The 21,425-nt window shown below is 59.5% G+C and carries 18 protein-coding genes; 7 read left to right on the top strand and 11 right to left on the bottom strand.

Translation table 11 applies throughout. The features are described from left to right. Window positions 1-19: 19 nt before the first annotated feature. From ABLE71_RS10575 to ABLE71_RS10550, 6 genes are all read right to left on the bottom strand, one after another. A complete protein-coding gene (locus tag ABLE71_RS10575) occupies window positions 20-1,003 on the bottom strand; it encodes a phosphoribosylaminoimidazolesuccinocarboxamide synthase (RefSeq protein ID WP_348783294.1) in 984 nt (327 codons plus the stop codon). Between the two features lie 13 nt (window positions 1,004-1,016). After that, a complete protein-coding gene (locus tag ABLE71_RS10570) occupies window positions 1,017-2,330 on the bottom strand; it encodes a hypothetical protein (protein WP_348783293.1) in 1,314 nt (437 codons plus the stop codon). Window positions 2,331-2,804: 474 nt separating this feature from the next. Then, window positions 2,805-3,176, bottom strand: coding sequence for a RidA family protein (locus tag ABLE71_RS10565; protein WP_348783292.1), 372 nt, complete (start codon window positions 3,174-3,176; stop codon window positions 2,805-2,807). Between the two features lie 10 nt (window positions 3,177-3,186). Beyond that, window positions 3,187-4,662, bottom strand: a complete 1,476-nt coding sequence (locus tag ABLE71_RS10560; RefSeq protein WP_348783291.1) for an aldehyde dehydrogenase family protein — start codon at window positions 4,660-4,662, stop codon at window positions 3,187-3,189. A gap of 20 nt (window positions 4,663-4,682) precedes the next feature. Further along, window positions 4,683-5,948 carry a D-arabinono-1,4-lactone oxidase gene (locus ABLE71_RS10555; RefSeq protein WP_348783290.1) on the bottom strand — a complete coding sequence of 422 codons (1,266 nt, stop codon included), beginning with the start codon at window positions 5,946-5,948 and terminating at the stop codon, window positions 4,683-4,685. A 23-nt stretch (window positions 5,949-5,971) separates the two neighbouring features. Continuing rightward, on the bottom strand, window positions 5,972-7,123 hold the full coding sequence (locus ABLE71_RS10550; RefSeq protein ID WP_348783289.1) for an LLM class flavin-dependent oxidoreductase: 1,152 nt from the start codon (window positions 7,121-7,123) through the stop codon (window positions 5,972-5,974). A 226-nt stretch (window positions 7,124-7,349) separates the two neighbouring features. Between ABLE71_RS10550 and ABLE71_RS10545 the strand changes: the two genes are divergently transcribed. The 6 genes from ABLE71_RS10545 (at window position 7,350) to ABLE71_RS10520 (ending at window position 15,371) form a co-directional block, all read left to right on the top strand. Beyond that, entirely contained in the window at window positions 7,350-9,266 is a 1,917-nt protein-coding gene (locus tag ABLE71_RS10545) for a sigma-54-dependent Fis family transcriptional regulator (protein WP_348783288.1), read from the top strand. Window positions 9,267-9,420: 154 nt separating this feature from the next. Then, a complete protein-coding gene (locus ABLE71_RS10540; RefSeq protein ID WP_348783287.1) occupies window positions 9,421-9,918 on the top strand; it encodes a flavin reductase family protein in 498 nt (165 codons plus the stop codon). Continuing rightward, window positions 9,915-11,189, top strand: coding sequence for an FAD-dependent oxidoreductase (locus tag ABLE71_RS10535; protein WP_348783286.1), 1,275 nt, complete (start codon window positions 9,915-9,917; stop codon window positions 11,187-11,189). The genes ABLE71_RS10540 and ABLE71_RS10535 overlap by 4 nt, the downstream gene beginning before the upstream one ends. A 240-nt stretch (window positions 11,190-11,429) precedes the next feature. Continuing rightward, complete coding sequence (locus ABLE71_RS10530) at window positions 11,430-12,542, top strand: extracellular solute-binding protein (RefSeq protein ID WP_348783285.1); 1,113 nt, start codon at window positions 11,430-11,432, stop codon at window positions 12,540-12,542. 32 nt (window positions 12,543-12,574) lie between these two features. Next, the gene (locus tag ABLE71_RS10525; protein WP_348783284.1) at window positions 12,575-13,654 is read left to right on the top strand and encodes an ABC transporter ATP-binding protein; all 1,080 of its coding nucleotides are present in this window, start codon (window positions 12,575-12,577) and stop codon (window positions 13,652-13,654) included. 34 nt (window positions 13,655-13,688) lie between these two features. Continuing rightward, window positions 13,689-15,371, top strand: coding sequence for an ABC transporter permease subunit (locus ABLE71_RS10520; protein ID WP_348783283.1), 1,683 nt, complete (start codon window positions 13,689-13,691; stop codon window positions 15,369-15,371). A 20-nt stretch (window positions 15,372-15,391) separates the two neighbouring features. Here the strand turns inward: ABLE71_RS10520 and ABLE71_RS10515 are convergent, their stop codons facing one another. The 5 genes from ABLE71_RS10515 to ABLE71_RS10495 all read right to left on the bottom strand — a co-directional run bounded on the left by ABLE71_RS10515 (window position 15,392) and on the right by ABLE71_RS10495 (window position 20,331). Further along, complete coding sequence (locus tag ABLE71_RS10515) at window positions 15,392-15,928, bottom strand: hypothetical protein (RefSeq protein WP_348783282.1); 537 nt, start codon at window positions 15,926-15,928, stop codon at window positions 15,392-15,394. Window positions 15,929-17,377: 1,449 nt separating this feature from the next. After that, entirely contained in the window at window positions 17,378-17,641 is a 264-nt protein-coding gene (locus ABLE71_RS10510) for a hypothetical protein (protein ID WP_348783281.1), read from the bottom strand. A 32-nt stretch (window positions 17,642-17,673) separates the two neighbouring features. Then, window positions 17,674-18,879: an RHS repeat-associated core domain-containing protein gene (locus ABLE71_RS10505; protein ID WP_348783716.1), complete on the bottom strand. Its 1,206-nt coding sequence runs from the start codon at window positions 18,877-18,879 to the stop codon at window positions 17,674-17,676. A gap of 38 nt (window positions 18,880-18,917) precedes the next feature. Then, window positions 18,918-19,415, bottom strand: coding sequence for an Imm26 family immunity protein (locus ABLE71_RS10500; RefSeq protein WP_348783280.1), 498 nt, complete (start codon window positions 19,413-19,415; stop codon window positions 18,918-18,920). Between the two features lie 319 nt (window positions 19,416-19,734). Further along, window positions 19,735-20,331: an ABATE domain-containing protein gene (locus ABLE71_RS10495; protein ID WP_348783715.1), complete on the bottom strand. Its 597-nt coding sequence runs from the start codon at window positions 20,329-20,331 to the stop codon at window positions 19,735-19,737. A 99-nt stretch (window positions 20,332-20,430) separates the two neighbouring features. Here ABLE71_RS10495 and ABLE71_RS10490 point away from each other — a divergent pair, with 99 nt between their 5' ends. Next, a complete protein-coding gene (locus ABLE71_RS10490; protein WP_348783279.1) occupies window positions 20,431-21,330 on the top strand; it encodes a DMT family transporter in 900 nt (299 codons plus the stop codon). Window positions 21,331-21,425: the final 95 nt, after the last annotated feature.

Here is a 21,425-nt window from a genome sequence, read left to right as displayed (position 1 = left end):
TTTGCGACCAAGACTGCGCTCACCCCCCGAATACGATTCTGTATAGCTCCTCGTAACGGGCAAGCACGGCGGAGGGCTCGCCGCCCGACCGCCACTGGTCCTTGTCCAGCGCTTCGCTGTTGTCGGACGCGCTGCTCCTCACCCGCATGCAGTCGGGGCTGATCTCGCCAAAGATCACCGAGCCGGTCCGGTCGATGAAGAAGCAGATGTCGATGAGCTGCAGCCCGCGCGCGGCGAAAAGTTCCTCGATCCACGCGAAGGTGTCGCACGCTAGCTCCTTGGCGCGCACACTGTCGTCCATCCATATGGCGGCGTAGTCGTCGGAGAGGGGCTCGTCGGCGAGCCGGTTGCCTTCATCGTCGTGCAGCGGATTGCGCCAGTCGAAGCAGACGACCGGATTTTCGAAGCGGCTCCACCGAGTCAGCGGCCCGGCCCCGAACGCCGTCTCGTGCGCCTCGGTGTAGCGGTAGCGGTGCACCGGCGAGCCGATGTGGTAGCGCTTGACGCGCAGTTCGAGGTTGCCCGGCACCACGACATGTTCGGCGAGCAGCGGCCCGCGGTCGCTGTCGACCAGGCCGAGAAAGGCATTGGAAAGGCGCCTGCCGCCGGGCCGCCGGGCCATGGCGCGGAAAAGCTCGCCGCAGAACCGCGTGCGCACCAGCTCGGTGCCAGGCACGATGCCGTAGCGGTTGTTGGTGAAGGAGTAGACGGAGGGCAGCAGCTTCGCGACGGCGATCTTCGGCGTCAGCAGCCGGATTTCCTTGCTCTCGCCGACCGTGAGAAGCTCAAGCCGGTCGAAGGTGACCGACAGACCGCGCAGGACCTGCTCCAGCATGGAGTCGCCGCTGGCGACCAGGCGGACCGGGATGATCTCTCCGACCGGTCCCTCGACGGTAAATCCCTCCGACGTGCCGCCGAGGAATCGGATCGGAAGATCGAGGTCGGCGCACTGGTCGAGCAGCACCTCGGATGCATATCCAAAGGACTTCGTCGCTCTTGCCATCGTCGATCCCTGCTCAGCCGGGGCCTAGTATCCGGAATTCCTCGTCAAGGCGTCTCAGCGTGCGTTCCGTGGCCGTGGCGGCCGCCGCCAGCGGTCCTGCGGGCCCATCGATGGCGACCCGCTGCTCCTGGCCGCTGGCGTCGAAGCCGCAATGCTCCGCCAGCCACTGCCAGATCTTTTCCTTCGGCCAATGCTGCCCGGCCGCACCAAAGGTGCCCTTGGCAATATTGGCGGGTATCTTCACGAAGTAACTATATAGATTCCGGCGGTCGTCGCCATCCGAATTATTTGCTGCCAGCGCATGCCCGATCATGCCGAGTTGCTGGCGCAGGCGCACCATGCCGAAGCTCAGATTGCGGGCGAGCAGCAGCGGCGTCCGCTTTTGTGGCAGTTCGACCTCGCCGAATACGCAGAGCCCATAGTCGGCAAGGTTGTCTCCCGACAGCAGTTGCATGTCCCACAACTGCCGCGGCGTGTAGATGCCGACGTTCAGTTCCTTGCCGGCCCAGCGCGGACTGGTGTTGGAGAGGGCGCTCAGCGTAGCTTCAGCGTCGTCGACGACCAGCACCACGTCGTAATCGGCGAAATGATCACTGAGCACGCTCGAGCCATAAACGATAACGGCTACAAGTCCCGTCACGCCGCTTTGTAGGTCGCCGACAAAGCCGAACCGCGTCATGCGGGGATCAGACCTGTCGATCTGGCGCACCCGCACAGCCCTCGCGCTGACGGAGGTAGCGAGCCGGGCAACGGCTTGGTCAAAAACGTCCCGCAGGTCAAGCAGCCTGCGGAGCTTCGGGTCCTCCTTCCGGGCCGCCAGGGCGGCGACAGCGTGGCAAAGCCCTGTGCCAGCAAGCTTCGGCACGTCAGTCTCCAAGAGCCCGGCCTGCCACAGCTTGTCATATTTGCTCGCGATCGTCCCTTCGGATGCTCGGTCTTGGACAACCGCCGCCGACAGGGTGACGGCGGCGAGAAACAGGACCGATTGCATCCAAAAGCTCAGTCGGCTGTCGGCATCGGCGAGCAGGCATTCCGAACCGGGGTAGGCCAAGCACAGACTGGATTCGGTTGAGATCGCTGCGCGCCGCATTGCCTCGAAGAAGCGCGGCTGGAATAGCGCCGACCAGCGAAGCGTCTGGGGTGAGATACAGCGAGGATTTTCGAGACCCTGTTGTTGTGCCCACTCATGGACGCTGATCAAATCCTTTTCAGCGTACTCGGTGCTGAGGAAGATAAAATTTACGTTGAACCCTTGCCTACGCCAGGAGGGTTGATGTTCGACGCGATGAACGTCCGATACGATGTTTGGAGTTCGAATCTTTCCCAAGAACTGAATAAAGCCCTTATGAACCTATTCTAAGCTCTATAGAATAACGCATCTCGCGTGTAAGCGCCAGTGGGGACACTTGCTCAGAAGTGTTCGGTCGACATATTACGACTCAATTTGGCGACAATTACTATGCTCGTTTCCCGCGCTTCCGGCCCTACCGCTGCTATGGTGAATGCCGGGGTTGGCGTGCGAAAATCTCTTCAGAAATCTGGCGACGGTGTTAGCAGGAGAATTTGTTCGGCGTCGCGAGTTGACCGATGCTGAAATCAACGGGGGAACGGTAGAAGCTGGATTGTATCGTGACCTCTCGCAACGCCTGCAAAAAGGGTTGATGGCATCGCTGCAACGGCAGTGGGTAACCGCGACGTGCGCTCCCTGGCGCCGGGAATTTCGAGTCGCGCATCCGCGCTCCCTTGGTCGAGCGCGTTCGCCCTTCCGCTGGATTGCAGCCTCGACCGGGCGTGCCGGGTTTCATGCGAGAGACGACGGTTGGGCGGTCTTTACCGCCTGTACCTGTATTTCGACCCTGAGACCAGGGCGTGCCAATCTGGATTCGACAGTCGCACGCACCGGTGCATGCTCCTTGTCCACCCACGCGTCCCAGGCAGAGTTCATCGCAGCGAAATCGCCGATGTCCGCCAGCCAGATATTCGCGGCGACGACATCGCGTTTCGACACGCCTGCCTTCGCGAGCAATTCGTCGATCTGGGTCAGGACGTCGGCAGTTTGGGTGCCGGTATCCTCGCCGGCATTCCTCGCGGTGACCCCTGCGAGGTAGATCACATTGCCCGCTTCCACGATCCGGTGGAACCGTCCCGTGAAATCGCTGCGCTTGATCGCCATGCGTGCAGTCCTATCCGTTCTGGAGGACGATGGATTTGGTAGCGAGATATTCCTCGACATGATCGTGCCCGGACTCTCGGCCGTACCCGCTCATCTTGTAGCCTCCGAACGGGATGACCGGATCAAGCAGGCCATAGCAGTTGACCCACACCGTGCCGGAGCGGATGCCTCTGGCGACGACGTGTGCCTTGGCGACGTCGCGGGTCCAGACGCCGCTTCCGAGGCCGTATGCCGTGCCGTTGGCGATGCGCAGGGCGTCCTCGGGTTCATCGAACGGGATCGCAGTGACGACTGGCCCGAAAATCTCCTCCTGAGCCACTCGCATCGTAGGGACAACGTTTTTCATTACTGTAGGCTCAAGGAAATAGCCTTTTCCAAGTTGGCCTTCGACGATGCGGCTGCCGCCCGCGACGACTTCGGCGCCTTCGTCGACGCCTATGCCGAGATAAGATTGCACTCGCTTCATCTGCCGGCTCGAGACAACGGGACCGATCTGTGTCTCCGTCTCCACGCCGTTTCCGACCTTCAGCCCTTTGGCAAAATCCGCCACGCGTTCGACAAAGGCGTCGTAGATCGACCTTTGAACAAGCAACCGCGAGCCCGCGCTGCAAATCTGGCCGCTGTTGCCGAAGATGCCCATGGCAGCGCCGGGCACGGCCCGGTCCAAATCGGCGTCGGCAAAGACGATGTCGGGCGACTTGCCGCCGAGTTCGAGCATGAGACGCTTGATATTGCCCTTGCTCGCCTCGATGATCTGCCGCCCGGTTGCGTCCGACCCCGTGAATGCGACCTTGTCGACATCCATGTGAGCCGCAAGCGCCGCTCCGGCCACGGTGCCCAGTCCCGGCACCACGTTGATCACGCCCGGCGGCACACCTGCCTCGAGCGCCAGTTCGCCAAGCCGCAGTGCGGTCAGTGGGGCGTCCTCAGCCGGCTTCAGAACCATCGTGCAGCCGGTCGCAAGCACCGGGCCAATCTTCCAGATCGTCGACGTCAGCGGCGCATTCCAGGGCGTGATGGCCCCCACCACGCCGACCGGTTCCTTGAGAGTATAGGCGAAGACGTCGCCCGGCAGCGAATTGGGCAACGTACGGCCCGTGATCGCCGTACACATGGACGCATAGAAACGGATCATGCCGATGGCGCGTTGGCGTCGCCCGCGCGTCAGCGATATCGGCATCCCCATGTCCAGCGTATCGAGCATACTGAATTCCTCGAAGTTGCGATCGACGAAGTCAGCAAATTTCAGGAGCACTTCCTGTCGCTGAAAAGGCGTGAACTTCGACCACGGCCCTTCAAAAGCCCGCCGGGCGGCCTTTACGGCGATATCGATATCCTCCGCGTCCCCTTGGGCGACGGTCGCCAGCAATTCACCGGTAGCCGGATTGTAGGTTCCGAACGTCTGCCCCGCGACGGGCATCACAAACTTGCCATCGATGATCAGTTTGCGAACGACATCAGTCTGTTCGAGGTTGGGCCGGTTCATCTCTGGTCCTTCGGTCGGGTTCACGCAAATAGGGGGCGCAGAAAGTCGTTCAGGAACATTCCGGCTGGATCAATCTCGCGACGCATGGCCTTGAAGGCGTCGTAGCGCGGATAAAGCTTTTCCAGCCTCGCGGCCGTCATGAAATGATGCTTGCCCCAATGCGGCCGGCCGCTATGCCGCTCGAAAATGGCGTCGACGTCCTTCAGCATCGCCCATGTGGGGGTTTCCAGGGGTCCCGAAACCGACAGCGCGTAGCCGTCACGCTCCGCGTAGGCGCTGAGATAGGAATCATCCGCCTTTACCGGTCGGCATTCGACGGGAAAGGTAAAGTCCTTGTGCTTGTTGAGGAACAGATGGCGGACCTCGTCGAAAGTCGCCTCGAAATCTTCGAACGGCACGGCGTATTCGATCTCGCGGAAGTTCGGCTCATAGGGATTGGGGAAGATAACCGAGCTATGGTCGAACTGTTCGCCCTGCTCCAGGTCCGGCTGCGGCTCCGCAACCGGAAAAGCGTTGTAGCTGCGCATATGGCAAATGTCATAGTCGCGGCTGGCCTTGTTGGGAATGCCGCTCGGCAGGACGAACAGGTCGGCGGATTCGCGCCTCGGCAGCCAGAAAAACCAGAACGTGCGGTTGTCCTCGAGCCGCCGATGAAGTCCGCCGAGACAGTCTTCGATGTCGGCATTCCAGGAGCGTTTCAAGATGTTGTATGACGGAACCGCCTGCAGCGTCATTGAGACAACGACGCCAAACATGCCGATCGAAGTCCGAAAGGCTTTGAACATTTCGCCGTCGGCCTCTGCCGAAAGGTCCAGGAAGCTGCCGTCGGCTGTAACGATCCTTGCGGCGATCATCTGCATCGACATGCAGGGCAACGTTATTCCAGCACCATGGGTCGCGGTCATGATCGCGCCGCAGACGGACTGCGTGTCGATGTCGCCCTGATTGTTCAGCGACATACCCTGCGTCCGCAGGTAGCGGCTCAACTCGCCGACGCTGATCCCCGGCTGCACCGTTACCTGCATCGACTCCTTGTCGAGGGAGAGAACCTCGTTGAAAGCTCTGAAGTCGATATGGACGCCTGGCGTCGGCACCGCTGCCGTATTGGCGTGGCCTCTGCCGGATGAACGGACCGGGATTCCAAGTTTCGCCGCTTTGAGGACGGCCTCGCGCACCTCTTCTTCCGTACGGGGCAAGACCGTGTAGGCCGGCACGAAATAGTGCTCGCCGAACCAGTTCCACCAGAGCTTCCCTGGTTTCAGAATGTCCAGCTCGGTAGGTTGCATGCGTGTCTCCGATCTTGCTTGCGTCAGGCGATGAGTTTCGCGCGGCTGCTTGCAAGCTCGACATTGACCGCAGGCATCACCTTTGTGGCAAGGAGTTCCATGGACTTGTGCATGACCGCCTTTTCCGTGCAGTCGTGCGCGGTCATCAAGAGTGTGCCGAATGGTCCGACCTCGTCGCGCAATTCGAGGATCTTGCGGGTGACGGTCTCGACGCTTCCGTAGATGACGAAGCTGTCCCGTACCTTTTCGTAGGTGATCTCGCTCTCGTCCATTCCAGGCGTCGGCGCCAGCAATTTGGCCGAGCCGAGACGCTGGTACACGGTGAACATATAGTCGTAATACCAGTCATAGGCGCCATTGCGCGTTTTCACGAAGGCCTCGGCCTCCTCATCCGTATCGGCGACGAAAATCGACCGCGCTACGCGCCACTGGTTTCCGTCAGGCTTCTTACCTAGTTTCTTCAACTCGTCGGCATAGGTGTCCCAATGCGTCTTCACGACCCAGGACGCTACGAAATTCGCGGAAATGGGCATCATGCCGCGCTGCGCCGCGATACGGATGGAATTGGAATTGGGGCTGCTGACGGAAAGGGCGAGCGGAGGATGCGGCAGTTGATACGGCTTGCCAAATGAGCCAACACCAAGATCGGGCCAGACATTGTCCTTGAGAGTGACGTTCCAGTATTTGCCCTTGATCTCGTAAGGCGCGCTGCCCGACCAGATTTGCTGGATGATATCCAGGGAATCCATCATCATTTCGGGGCGGTTGGCGTTCGGCATGCCGAAAGCCTCGAAGTCCGAACCGAGAGCGCCGGTGCCGACACCCAAGATTAGCCTTCCCTCGGTCAGATGGTCAAGCAGGGCGACGTGGGATGCGGCCATCACCGGGTGGTAGAGCGGCAAAGGCAGTACACCGGTACCGAGTTTGATTTTGCTGGTCTTGCTTGCAACGAACGCGAGGAACGTAATGGGAGAGGATATCTGTTCGATCTCGCAAGTGTAGTGTTCACCAACCCAGCATTCGGTGAAACCGAGTTTCTCGGCCAGCACCACCGACTCCACGTCCTCCATCAAGGTCGCGTGATAGTCGCGGTTCATGTTGTGCATTGGCATCATAAAAAATGCGAGTTTCATCACAATATCCTTCCCCGTTTCAGGCAACGGAGAGCGGAGCAAGGCACATGCCAATATGCGGCGAAGCTCACATCGCGCGGATTTCCGGGCCGTGAGGTTCCAAATCTCGCCGCGTTTTGGTTGGGCCGTCGCGCCGCAGCGAAACCCGTCTCATTTCTGACTCGATGCGACGAGGCGCTTGGCATAGGCGCCGGTGACCTGACTGCCTCTGTTGACGGCAACTTTCATAGCTGCGTACTTTGTAGACAGTGAAGAGGGTCGGGTACGGATGGACAAATCGCGCCTTGTTGTCGCCGAGTCTGCGGTCAACGCGATCGCCAACATCGAGAGTTCGTGGCAGCGCTGCCGGGAGCGGTATGATTTCGATCGCGATGCAAAGCCCAGCCTTTCCTCGTTGACCGACCAAGAGGTCGTGGCGCACTGCGAACCGTTTGACCCCAGCATCGAAACGATCAAGAACGAACTGGAGTTCGTGCAGTCGACCCTACGCGGCTCGAACTTCTGTGCCAGCTTCTCGAACATGGCGGGCATCATCCTTCGCTATCAGGGTGACAGAGACAACGACGAAGAACTGAAGTTCGAGAGACCGGGCACGGTCTGGGCGGAGGGTTCGGTTGGCACGAACGGCGTTGGGACATGCATCGTGGAGCGTCGCCCTGTCATGGTGCTGGGCAAACATCACTATTTCCGTGCCTATTCGTCGTTTTCTTGCATTGCCGCGCCGGTGATGTCGGCTGACGCAGAAATGATCGGCGTTCTCAACGTTGCGACAGGCAATTCGCGCGTCACTTCCGAAACATTCAATCTGGCTGCCGGCCTGACTATGAGCACGGCCGAGAGGCTGAGCAATCAGCTCTTCGTCAATCATTTTGTGGCGAATTCGATCATCAAGATCAGAGGCAACGGCCCGGCAATGTTGCTGGCGTTGGACGGAGATCAGCGCATTGTCGGCGCCAACACGCAGGCGCGCCACAGGTTCGGCCCCATCGCAGAACGCCTCAACAGGACGACCCTGTGGGACCTTTTTCAGAACACTCCGGAAGCGCGCGACGGCATTGCGCGCGACGGACGCTTTGCTGGCCTGCGCCAGATCGATTCCGAAGCGTTGTGCGAAGCCGAAGTTGTCACTCCAAGGTTGCCAGCGGGCAAGCGGGTGGTTTCTAAGTCGCCAGCACCAGCCGTTTTGCGCGAACACACAACCGACGTCATCCCTTCGGACTATCCGACGATTGAACAATGCCTTGGATCTCATCCTCGACAACAGGCTCTTTCGCGACTGCTGCATCGCGTGTCCGGCAGCCGCTTGCCGATCCTTCTCCTCGGTGAAACAGGGGTAGGTAAAGACACGCTGGCGGCGGCGCTGCACCGCGAAGGCGACCGATCCGCCAAGCCGTTTGTGGCCTTCAACTGCGCGGCAGTCCCGGATTCACTCATCGACAGCGAATTGTTCGGCTACGGGGCTGGCGCTTTCACCGGCGCCAAGCGCGACGGCAATGTCGGCCGCTTGAAGCAAGCCGACGGAGGCACCCTTTTCCTTGACGAAATCGGGGATATGCCGCTGCCCCTGCAAACTCGATTGCTGCGCGTCCTGGAAACTGGCGAAGTCAGTCCGCTCGGCTCGGCGAGAACGCAGACGATCGACATCAACATCATTGCTGCGACCAATAACGACCTTTCATCCGCCGTCGCCGATGGGCGTTTCAGGAAGGATCTCTACTATCGCCTGGCTGGCGTGATCGTGGAGATGCAGCCGCTGCGGGAACGCAGCGACATCGTTGACATCGCACGCCGTCTGCTTGCCTCGGACACCACCGCGCCCTACGCCGAACTCAGCCCGGCGGCGATTTCCGGGCTCGAAGCCTATCCCTGGCCGGGAAATATTCGCGAAATGCGCTATGTCTTGCAGCGGGCGCGCCGCATTTGCGAAAATGGCATAATCGAACTGAGTGACCTTCTGCTGACGAACCTCGTTGGATCGACGGCGCCCAATGGCGCAGTTCCCGACAAGGCGTCGCATCCACGACAGGCGCTTCACGACGCGGAACGGCAGATGATCGTTGGCGCATTGGCTCAGTTTGGCAGCGACGTCGGCCGAACGGCAGCGGCTCTCGATATGAGCCGGGCCACGCTCTACCGCAAGATGCGCGCGCATGGGATCGTCGCCCAAAAGGTGGTTCGCGCCTAGACAGTCGCAGGCCAAGGCCGCCCCCGCCTTGGCGTTTTATGGTTCAAGCCAGCTTCGGTCTGGCACGTGAATTGCTTTGCCCTCCTCGACCACCGACATCACCGCCCGGCATGCCGGGATACATGGTGTCAGCGGTGGGCCTGAGGAGACACACATGCCTGACCCCATCGAATTCAAGCTGGCGATGCGCAGACTTGCCGCTGGCGTTTCCATCGTCACGACCATGGACGGAGATACTCCGCACGGCTTTGCTGCGACTTCTGTAACGTCTGTCTCGGCAGATCCTTCGCCGCTGCTTCTTGTCTGCGTCAACAAGACTGTCTCGTGCCACGACCTGATGCTGGCATCGGGGCGGTTCTGCGTGAATGTGTTGAGCGAGGCGGATGTGGAGACGGCGCGGCTTTTCAGTTCCTCGGAGAACCGCCACCGCAGATTCGAACTATGCACGTGGGAGAGGCTGTCGACCGGCGCGCCGGCGCTGTCGGGCGCCCTGGCCTGTTTTGACTGCCGCATCCACCGCGCGGTCGAGGTGCAGACACACACGGTGCTTTTTGGCGAGGTGGTGGAAACCAAGCTGATCGACGCCGAATTCCAGCCGTTGGTCTACATCGACGGCCGTTTCGACGGGCTTCGCTCGAGGAATTGCGCTTGAGCGACTTCGCGAAAGTCAAGAAGACTCATGTCGCGGTCATTGGCGGAGGGATCATCGGCGTTTGCTGCGCAAGCCTGCTCTTGCGAGAGGGCTTTGCGGTAACGATTGTCGAGCCTGACGAAATCGCGAACGGCTCGTCTTTCGGCAATGCCGGGTGTTTCAACCCCTCGTCCGTTGTTCCGATGTCCATGCCCGGCAACCTATCAAAGGTGCCGGGCTGGCTCCTTGACCCACTTGGGCCGCTGTCGATCCGGTGGGCGTACCTGCCGCGCATCGCGCCCTGGCTGCTGCGATTCCTGAAGGCTGGATCCCGAGTGGAAGTTGAGAAGCAGGCGGCTGCATTGGGGAGTCTGCTTCGGGATTCCCCCGGCCTATATCTGCCGCTCGTCGAGAACGCCGGTGCTCGCGATCTGATGCGGCGCGACGGTCACCTCATGGCCTATCGGTCGCGTTTAGATTTCGAGGCTGACGCCTTCGCCTGGCAATTGCGTGCGCGGAACGGCATCGAATACTCGGTATTGGAAAACGAGGCGCTTTGGCAACACGAACCGGCCCTGTCGCGAGACTATAGACTGGGCGTATTCCTCCCCGGCAATGGTCACACGGTCAACCCACAGTCGTTCGTCCGGGCCCTTGCCAGCGCCTTTGTTCGCGACGGCGGACACGTCCGGCGCGCCCAAGTGCAAGACTTCGATCTGGTCGACGGAAGACTTGTAGGGCTGCGAACGGATAATGGGTTCTTGGCCGCCGATCGCGCGGTGGTTGCCGCCGGCGCACGTTCCAGACAGTTGGCATTGAAACTCGGCGATGCAGTTCCGCTCGATACGGAGCGAGGCTATCACGTCGTAATCAGCAACCCGGAATCCAGCCCCAGGCAGCCGGTGCTGGATACCTTCGGCAAGTTTGTCGCAACGCCGATGGAGACGGGGCTGCGGATTGCGGGAACAGTCGAATTTGCCGGGCTGGACGCAGCGCCTGACTGGCGGCGGGCCCGCAACCTGTTGAAGCTCGGACAGCGGCTTTTTCCCGGCCTCAAGGATAGCTATCCGGATAGCCGTCTGTCGCTGTGGATGGGCTTTCGCCCAAGCATGCCGGATTCGTTGCCCGTGATCGGTCATTCCCGACGTAGCCGCGATGTGGTCCATGCTTTCGGTCATGGTCATATCGGCATGGCCGCGGGCGCCTGTACCGGCCATCTCGTGACCGATCTGATTGCCGGAACGACGCCGCGCCTGTCCGTCGAAGCCTTTTCGCCGCAACGGTTTGGCTAGGCCATCCTGGAAACCACTCCGACGTCTCACGCGAGAGACTGATCAATCACAGTTGCGACGTCAGAAACGAGGCATCACAGCGCAGTTGCACGTTTCAGTCACGTGTTTGGGCAGCGATACGCTTACAAATCAACAACTTGCCAGCGCGATTGCGCAGCCGCAAAATCGCGCCAGCGGCTATAGGACATTCTGGCACGGCTATTGCTGCCCTACAGTCAGAAACATGGGAAAGGACCGGGCATGAAAAAACCTCTGAATGAAGCCGTTGTCAGCCGCCGTACCATTCTGAAGGCTGGGGGCGCCACGATCGCCAGTTCGCTGTTTGCACCGAACATCATCAGGCCCGCGAACGCGTCCGAACAGATTTTGCTCTTGACCTGGGAGACCTACCACGACGACGAGTGGATTCAGGAATGGGGTCGCGCTAACGACACCGACGTCCAAGCCGTGCGCATCGGTTCGGTCGACGAACTTTACTCGCAGCCATTTTCGGGCGCGGTCCAGCCGGACATCCTCTACATCGAAACGGGGTCTCTATCGAGGTTCAAGGACGCCGGACTGATCAAGGGTCTCGATCTGTCGAAGCTGCCCAACACAACAAACGTCTCTCCCAATCTGCCCTGGAAGGACTTCACGAAAGTCGGCGGGGAAACGGTGGCGATCCCCTACAACTGGGGCACTCAGCCCTTGATGTACAATGCAGACGTCGTCGCCGAGGCGGAGACCGACAGCTGGGCGACGCTTTGGGCCGAGAAATACAAGGGCAAGGTGAATATGTTCGACGACTGCACGATCACCTTTCCGATGATCGCGCTCTATGTCGGCGCCAAGGACCCGTTCAATCTGACAGAGGACGAGTTCAGCAAGTGCACAGATGCCCTGCGTGTTCTTCACGGACAGATCCGGGTCATCGCGCGCGGCTTCGACGACGCTTCCACGATCTACGCAGCTGATGAAGCGGTCATCGGCTACTGTCAGAATGTCGCCGTGGTCACTTCGCTCCAGGCGAAGGGGAAGAACTTCAAATACGCACTGCCCAAGGAAGGCACCCCAACCTGGATCGATTGCGCGGCAATCTCTCCCAAGGGCGACAGGCCGATCGTCTACAAGTTTATGAACGATAATCTGAGCCCAGAGTGGCAGGCTCGCTTCATCACCAAATCGACGAACAACGGCATTCTTAGCGCAGAATCCGCCCGTGCCGCCGGCATGAGCGAGGAGGCTATGAAGATCACCAACATCCTCGATTCCGCCGATGCAGGCTTCTGGGACAAGCTGGTCATATTCCAGAAGCCCGAGGACCTCGACCGCCGGCTCCAGATATGGAACGATTTCAAGTCGGGCATTCTCTAGTCCGGCATCTTGATCAAGAGCTGGAGCCGCCGATGCAGAAGTCGCCTTCCCGTGATGTGTTGTGCCTGGAAAACGTCACCAAGACCTACCCAGGGACGACCAAGCCGGCGCTCGGCAAGGTGGGCTTCTCGGTGGCTCCAGGTGAGTTCTTCTCGATCCTGGGCCCTAGCGGGTCGGGGAAAACGACGATCCTGAGGACAATCGCGGGCTTCGAGAAACCCGACGAAGGTCGAGTCATGATGTCGGGGGCAGATGTCACCTCACTGCCCCCGAACTTGCGCGACCTTCGCACCGTTTTTCAAAGCTATGCTTTGTTTCCGCACCTGACGATCGCCGAGAACGTCCAGTATCCCTTGCGCATGGCAGGCATGGCTAAACCCGAGCGAATTAGAAAAGCTGCAGAGGCGCTGGATCTCGTTTCAATGCAGCAGTATTCTGCCCGCCTTCCCCATTTGCTTTCCGGAGGCCAGAGGCAACGCGTTGCCTTGGCTCGGGCCATCGTTTCCAAGCCGCAATTGCTGCTTCTCGACGAGCCGCTCGGCGCTCTGGACCTGCGCCTGCGCCAGCAGATGCAGCACACGCTGACTTCACTTCAGAAGGAGCTTGGCATTGCCTTCGTCTATGTGACGCACGACCAGGGCGAGGCCCTTTCGATGTCCAACCGCGTGCTGGTGATGAATGAGGGTCGTATCGCTCAACTGGGCACGCCACAGGAGCTCTACTTCAAACCCGGTTCGGAGTTCGTCGCGGAGTTTGTCGGCAATTCCAACATGCTGCCGGTGGAATTCAAGCCTGATGTTGGCGGTTATGTTGCATCGATAGGCGGCACGACGTTCCCGGAGATCAGAGGCGACCGGCATGGCAAGGCGCGGATTGCCGTGCGCTATGACGATATCCGGATTTACTCACCGGCAAGCACAGCCGAACCCGGCAGGCTCGCCGGTGTCGTCGCGAATGTTCTTTTTCTCGGAACCAACATGGAGGTGGACATTCGCTGCGGGGATTTACGCATCATTGGCAGCATCCCTGCCAGTCGAGCGGAAGGGATTTCAGCCGGCCAGCACGTTTCCATCGGGCTCGACCTGCAAGAAGCTTCCATCTTCCATGTCTAGTTCCGTGGCCGCGGCAATGTTGGCCCCACCGGTAATGCCACGTCGGCTGTCACTCGGCGTCGACTGGGTGCAGGTGCCAGTATACGCATGGCTGGCCCTGATCGTGCTGGTCCCCAATTTTCTCCTGGTGGGAACCAGTTTCCTGTCCGTGGCGGGCGGGCGCATCAAGCTTGAACCGACACTCGCCAACTATGAACGGCTCTGGCAGTCGGCCGGGTTCTGGCGCGTGCTTGGACAGACACTTCAGTTCAGCCTGCTCGGGGCCTTTTTTGGCGCGCTGATCGCCTATCCAATGGCCTATTTCGTCGGCCGAATGGTACGAAACAATCGCGCAGTGCTGACCGTGCTGGTGCTCGTACCGCTGTGGATCAGCTTGCTCATGCGCGTTTTTTCCTGGCGGCTGATCCTTGGACAGAACGGCGTGCTGAACTCGTCCCTAGTGTCAAGCGGCCTGTTGGCGGAACCGTCTTCGGCATTCTTGTACAACGGCGCAGCCGTGGTGCTGACGTTTACCTATATCTCGATCCCCTTCGTGTTCATCTCGACTTTGAATGCCTTCGAGAAGATCCCCGGATCGCTGATTGAAGCGTCGCAGGATATGGGCGCCACCTCGTTCCAGACTTTTCGGCACGTCATCTGGCCACTCACGCGACGCAGTCTGGCGATCGGCTTCAGCCTAGCCTTTCTTGTGACAGTCGGCGACTATGTCACGCCATCGATGGTCGGAGGAATCAACGGGACGACAATTGGGGTCCTGATTTCCTCCCAGTTCGGCATCGCCAGCAACTGGCCATTCGGTGCGGCCATGTCGATAGCCTTGATTGCAACTGTCGCGGCTGTCGTGGCGGTGGTTCTATGGGCGTGCCCGCAACGGGGACAGTTCTCCGGCGACGAGGCAACGTCCAAGGCCGCGCCGCCTTCGCAGGTCCAAGGGGGGCGGCTGGGCTTTCTGGGCGGATCGATCCTGTACGCGGTGGTTGTCGCTTTTCTCTACGCGCCACTGTTGCTTATGGTGGTGTTCTCGTTCAACGATTCAACCTTGCAGGCCTTCCCGCTACAGCAACTGACCTTCAGATGGTACGCGGAGCTTGCCAGCAATTCCGGATTGATTGCAGCCGCACAACGCTCGGTGATTGTCGCAGTATGTGTCGTCATCCTGTCGACCGGTGTCGGCACCGCCTTCGCTTTGATTCTCCATTACCGAAAACTGCGCTATCCGCGGCTTGTCGAGCTTCTGCTTACACTTCCACTGGCCATGCCTGCGGTCGTGCTCGGTATCGTTATGGTGCTTGGCACGGAGATCGCAGGTGTTCCTCCCGGGCTGACGCGAACCGTCATTGGTCAAGCCAGCTTCATCATGCCTATCACCATGCTTCTGGTGACGACCAGGCTCCGGCGGCTCGACCCGTCCTTGCTCGAAGCGTCGCTGGATCTTGGCGCGAGCCGCGCCAAGAGTTTCTATTTCGTTGTTCTTCCGCTCATTCGGGGCGCCTCGATCGGGGGAATGCTGCTTGGCCTGACGCTGTCGGCTGACGAAGTGATGGTGACGCTGTTTCTGGCCGGACCGTCGCAGACCTTGCCAATCTGGGTGTTCAACCAGATGCGCTTTGGCTTCACCCCGTCGGTCAACGCAGTGTTCACCCTGCTTGGGGTGCTGGCGCTCGTGTCGGTTCTAATCGGCCAACTGATCGCACGACGCCGCCCTATCGAAACCTAGCGAGTGGACGGCTATTCGCCTCAAATAAACTCCGGCAACAGCTGCGGCGACCCAGAAGTGCAGCGGGGGGCGCTAACCGGAAGAGCGTCCACCTGCCATACGCTTCCCGCGGCACGTCCAGCCCCCGCTCGCCGCTTGGGCAGCCGGAAGGCGCTCAGCGGGCGTTCGAGAAACCGGCCGGCTTCGAGGACCAACTCGATCCATCGCCGATCCTTGGTTCGGCTTCTTTTGACGAAGCGCCGCAGATTCTGTCCGAGATCATCGAGGGAAAGTTCGATCACTTCGCCTGTCGCGGGGCGTTCGACGTGTACCGCCCCACTGCCAGCGCGGATCCGGTAGTCGACACGGCTCTGCCGCCGTCTCGAAACGGCCGTGAGCGTGTCTGTCGTTTCCGACAGCCACCAGTTGCCAAAGTCGGCGAGGTCGCCGGCAATATTCATGGGCCAGAAGTCCGCTTTAGCGTCGGGCAGCGAGTCGGAATTTGTCGTCTGCCGCACTCTAGCAAATGCCGAATAGGACGATGTCTCCTGACGACCAGGATCGATCGAATCCCACAAGATTCTGTATCGCCGTTACACAGGATCCGTTTGCACGGTGATGTGGAGACGCACCCTATCGTCGCCACGCCCCGTTGCCGGTCTGGCCATTGTCAAAGAACTGACCTCGGTCCTCCTCTGAGAACAAGGTCGGGAAGACGGGCGGCCGCTCGGACGCCAATCTAAGTAAAACAACGCGACCTCGCGGCCGCCCGTCCGGCGATTTCTGTTCCCGTCCGTTCCGCTGCGCGTGACCGGTTCCGACACCGACAGGCATTCGCGCCTGGCAAGGTCACGGGCAGGCCGTCAAGCCACGCCCTTCCCCGGTCCCGCCTATGTGCTCGTCCAGCACGCACCGCCCTTAGTGGCGGCAGGGGAACCCTTGGACTAGACCTCCCCGGCCCCGCAGCCACGTTAGCCGCAAGACGGAGGCGCCGGTCCTTCCCCACGCAATCACCGTCGCGACTGGTGTTCCCGGTGGGAAGAACTGTGGAGGATGATAAGGGAGCTGGAGTGGGCGTGGAGAAACAGAGGTCAACTTTTTTTGAAAAGCGAGGAAAAACAACGGGCGGCGCGTAAGGTTTATCCACGGCTCGCCCGGTTTCCCGTACCCCGCCGGCAGGCTTCCCTCAAACGCTCCGCTGGCCACCCCATGGTTTTGAGTAACAGGCAGCACGCGGCATCGCGGTTCGAGGGCCGGACCTGGGGTTCATCACCCAGCCGCGCCACCGCTAGCGCGACCGACCCACCGCCGCCGCCCTCTCCTGATCCCCGGTCGGGACCAGGGTTCCCGCAAGGGCGATGCGCGCATTGTTGCTTAGCTGAGAGGAGCGTGGAAAAAGAAAATCGTGTTTTCGAGGAAATTCAGGCAGTTGGCGGGGTCGGACGCGGGATTCAATTCACAGGGCTGTCACATGCGGTCGCCCGCCCGGTCCGGCAGTCTCTGTTTCCGTTGCTGGGCAGCTATCGAGGCATTTGCCTACTCGCACTCACCCTAGCGTCCACGGCCTAGGACCTGCGGGGCATCATCCAGCGCGACTGTCAGTTACCATACCGGCACAGTTAACGTCATCGTTTTCGCAGTTCACGATCGCGATTGGCGAGCTCTATACAGATTGGACAAGACCAAAAAGGAAATAGGAATGAAAACGGCTACCCCGAGGTTCAGGGAGAAGTCCACTAGAGTTCCAAGCAGATAGGGAACTGCGATGGGTAAACAAGCTAGCCCGAAAACCACGAACGGATTAGGGCGAAGAAATGAAACACAATTTATTGTGGCCAATGCACCTAATGCTACCGCTCTCATTATTCTGGCATTTTGTGCTTTTACAAACCACAGAAAGGTATACTCATATAGTATAAAATACATGGAGCATGAAATAATTACTATTGCAATAGGTATTATCGCACCTAGATTTCTAGATTGCATACCGAGCCCCCTCGTTCTCAGCTTTAGGCGTCAAAAATCATCTATTGCAGGCGGTCGGATTTACTAGACGGATTGGTGACATTGTCGGAGCCGGATGAAGCGCTTTCCGCTCTCTCGGCTTCCCTCTTAGCTTCATTTGCATAGTCCATCACTTTCTTCTCATTTTCTCGCCAGACGTCTTCGACCCGTTTTCCCCATCCTAGACCAAAGAGGTCCTTGAGCGTCGCGTTTTGTCTCCAGTTATTTCCTTCGCCGTAGTTGCGAATAGTAACCGAGCCGTCTTCTTGGATCTCCCCAAACCGCATCACAAAACCTTCCTGAAGTGAGTGCAGACCGTCTACCTATAGTTAACGGTAATGTCAGTAAATCTAGCTGGGTTTGGAGACGGGATCGAAAAAGAAATAACGTAGTTTTGCGTTCGGCTGAAAGGGAGTGCCCCGGCGTCATTTAATGTGCCTGAAGACATTGCTGGTTGAGTCGATACTGGGGTTGCATTCGCTGCAATTCCGTCTCCGACATATTTGGCGGCATCTGGTCCCGTTACGGGTTGCGCGACGCCGAGAACATCATATTGGTGGAAATTAGTGTCCTCACGGGAAACTCCCAACGCGCCCATTTTGTTAAACACAGACACAGATGGGACCGACCTGTCCATAGGCTCAATGTGGACATAGCCATTCCTAACGTATGAATCGTGCCCATTGTTATCGGCTTTATTGACCGGATCATTCAGCGCATACGCATACCTGTTCGTCCCCACGCCTGGCATGGTCGGGTCCCAGTCGTCTGGCGAGATGAAGCGGCCGAAGAGGGGGTCCATGTACCTGAAGTTGAGGTAGAGGAGCCCGGTCTCGGGATCGTAGCGCTCGCCGATGTAGCTCTTCCTGGTCTGGAAGGCTGCGTTGAGGCCCTCGCCATAGGCGGCGTAGGAGGTGGATTCAGCCACGGCTCCCGAGGCGTCGGTGACGATGCGCACCGAGGCAAGGTGATCCCGGTGCAGGAAGAACTTTTGGCTCCCCACGATCTTGATGTCGGGATGCGGATAACGGGTGAAGTCCTGGAGATCGTCCGGCGTGGTGGTGGCGTCGATCTCGACGTCGGTCGAGGGATAGAGCGTGGCCGTGAAGGCGTTGGCCTTCCTGACGCGAGCGCCGTCGGGACCATAGGCGAAGCTGGTGACGGCGCTTGCGATGGTGACGTCGGCGAGCCGGTTGGCCTCGTCCCAGACAAGCGCGCGAACACCGTCGGCGGTCATGTTGCCGTTGGCGTCGTAGGCGATCGCGGTCGCGCCCAGATGCGTCGGCGCATGCGGACGGGGAGCGGTGCCGGCCGGGTATGTGAAGGTTCCGGCAAGACGCGTGCGGCTGAGAAGATTGCCGCTGGGGCTGTAGGCAAACGTCTCGTCAAGCTGGATATCGCCGAGATTGTCGGCTGACATCAGCCAGTCGAGATGGTTGTAGCTGTAGCTCCAGTCCTCCGAGGCGGTCAGGCCGTTGATCCCGGTGATGCGGCCGGCGAGGTCGCGTGTATATGTCGTATCCATCAGCACAACGGAACCCGGCGCCGTGGTGACGATGCGGGTCAGCCAGCGAGCAGCCGAGAAGACTCAAACGCGTAGTCAGCATAGAACTTTTCGAAATGGGGGTTCCATTCGCATGCACCAAAATACCCGCGGACAGTTTCCTCGATCACCGCTGGCGATGACACGCTTCGATATCTCAGTATCTCGGCCTCGGATGGCGAAGCTGCGCGACTGACCGTACGATCCCGTGATTCGATGTGCACGACGCCCGCTTGTCGAACCGTGAACGCCGGTTGCGGGAAGTTGATCAGATTCTGATGCACGTTTCCAAGTATCGGCCAATCGCCATGGAACAACTTGGCATCAAGCGTCAGCGCCAAAAAAACTGGCTCTTGATCGATGACGCATTTCGGATCCACTTCCTGTGTTTCAAGCTTTTGGCCGAATATCGCCACGTACAGCTCGTCGTTCCACGCGCTGACAAGCTGACCGAGCGCCCAACTCCTTTCGTCAAGAGAGATGAGGAAAACGTCGCCGACTTTTGCCCGAATTCCCATCTGATATATTTCTCCTATTTCGGCTCAGGCAGCCCAAAATCTCGACGCCGCGCCGCGCCAACCGGATCACGCAAGTTAGACACGACGGACGACCGGCGGGATCTTCGCACGGCTATGGAGTTACCTTTTGAGGAAAATTCGCCAATGAGCATTTGAATACAGTTCGCGTGAACACTGCAATCTTCCAAAAGGACTGGCAATAAATCGTCGGGGGCCATCGGCGTCCGTTTGTCGCTTTCCGGGACTAAGACCTCGGTCGGGTAATTTCGCGAATTCCGCTTGCCTGCACCGACACGTCCAAGATCGAGGAACAACCCGGCTAGGTAGCTTGGCTTGTCCCTTCTCGGCCCCGAAATCGCCGCACTTTGTACCTGGTGCCGCAATCGTCCATCGCGCACCATCTGCGCGAGAGGTTTTTGCTGCCGTCGTAGAATAGCCACAGGCACTCGTGGTCGGGGCAGCGTTTGATTCTGCGGGTGTTGTCCGTCAGCATTTCAACAGCTTCGCACACAATGGCGTGACGAAACCGATCGACGGCGTCTGTTGCGCCATCCTGCAGAACGAAGCCGTGATCGGTCGGAACAAGCCGCTCCGCCATTCGCGCATGAGCCAGCTCGGTATTCAGCACTTTGAGGTCGATTGCCGCTGGTTTGTGTTCATCCACCACCGCGTCGAAGACATTAGCCAACGCTTCGCGCAGTGCTTGAAGCCGTGCAAGCGCGCGAGTGGTCGGCGCGCGCTCGAGCCTTATGCCGCATCGTTGCGCCCAACTCAGAAAATCGCGCGGATTGGAGGCGCGGTCCCAGTCGAAATCCAGAGGGGTGCGAGAAAGCGTGTTGCAGAAGTCGAGTGCCAGTCGCCCTGCCACGAACTCATGCTTGGGCAACGCCCGATACCCCTGATCGCTTACAGACATCTTTTTCACCGACCATCCGTAACCAACATAATTCGTTTGACTGGTTTCGCCAAGAGGTCATGATGTGTAACTGGTAAAATGTAAATAGGTGGTTGCGTTATGGAAAGTTCCTCGACCGGACTGTCCGAAGGAGCGGTAACCGACGGCGTGATTGATCCGAAAGCGCTGCGAACCGCTGTGGTTGGGATATTCTTCTCTGGCTTCGGTCCGTTGATGGTACGTAACTCGCCAGTCGACACCGCCGCGACAGCCTTCTGGCGCGTGCTCATTGCACTGCCTGCAGCGATGTGGCTGGCACGCCAAGGGGCGCCACTGCCAACAACGGCCAAGGCCCTATCGATCGCATCTGGTTTTTTGGTGGCAGCGGATCTGGTGCTGTGGAACCGGGCCGTCGTCTCCACCACGATCCTCGAAGCAACGCTGCTTGCAACGATCTATCCCCTGCTGGTGGCAGTCGGTGGCTGGCTGATCTGGCGCCAGAAAATCACCCGGCGGCTCGGGATTGGTGGAGTTCTGGCGTTCGGTGGCTTGATAGTCATGACCCTCGGCCCTGCCACCGGACAGTCGACGGTCGAAGGCAATCTCTACGCTGTGGCTGCGGCCCTATTCTACGCCGGCTGCATTCTGCTCACCGGCCAACTATGCAAGGTTTATTCTACTGTGACCGTGACGGCATGGTCATTTGTCGGCGCGGCACTGGGCGCGCTCCCTTTCGCTTGGTTCGAGGAAAACTTTCTGCCGATTGGCGTCTATGGTTGGGGCTACATGGTGCTCTATGGCGCCCTGACGTTGGCCGCCTATGTGCTGATCAACCGAAGCCTCGGCAAGCTCCCGACGGCGCTGGTTGCGGTGCTGGGTTACGGCCAGCCTGTGATCGCGACTGCCCTTGCCATCCCTCTATTGGGAGAGGTGCCGGGCTACGTCGATCTGCTCGGAGCAGCCATCGTCGTTGTGGGTTTGGTGTTCGCAACCCGACCTGCCAGGTCAGCCTCGACTTAGGCCGCTCAACCAGCATCTCTGGGGGTTCAAAGCGGCGCCATTCGAGACGGCGGTCGAGTTGTCCTGTCTGCGACCCCCTTGCCCGAACGGCCATC

Origin of the sequence: Mesorhizobium sp. KR9-304 (assembly GCF_040049215.1) — a bacterium.
In the GTDB taxonomy this organism is placed as follows: domain Bacteria; phylum Pseudomonadota; class Alphaproteobacteria; order Rhizobiales; family Rhizobiaceae; genus Mesorhizobium_K.
Note: the sequence above shows the minus strand (reverse complement) of the source record. Positions and strands in the feature narration are given on the sequence as shown.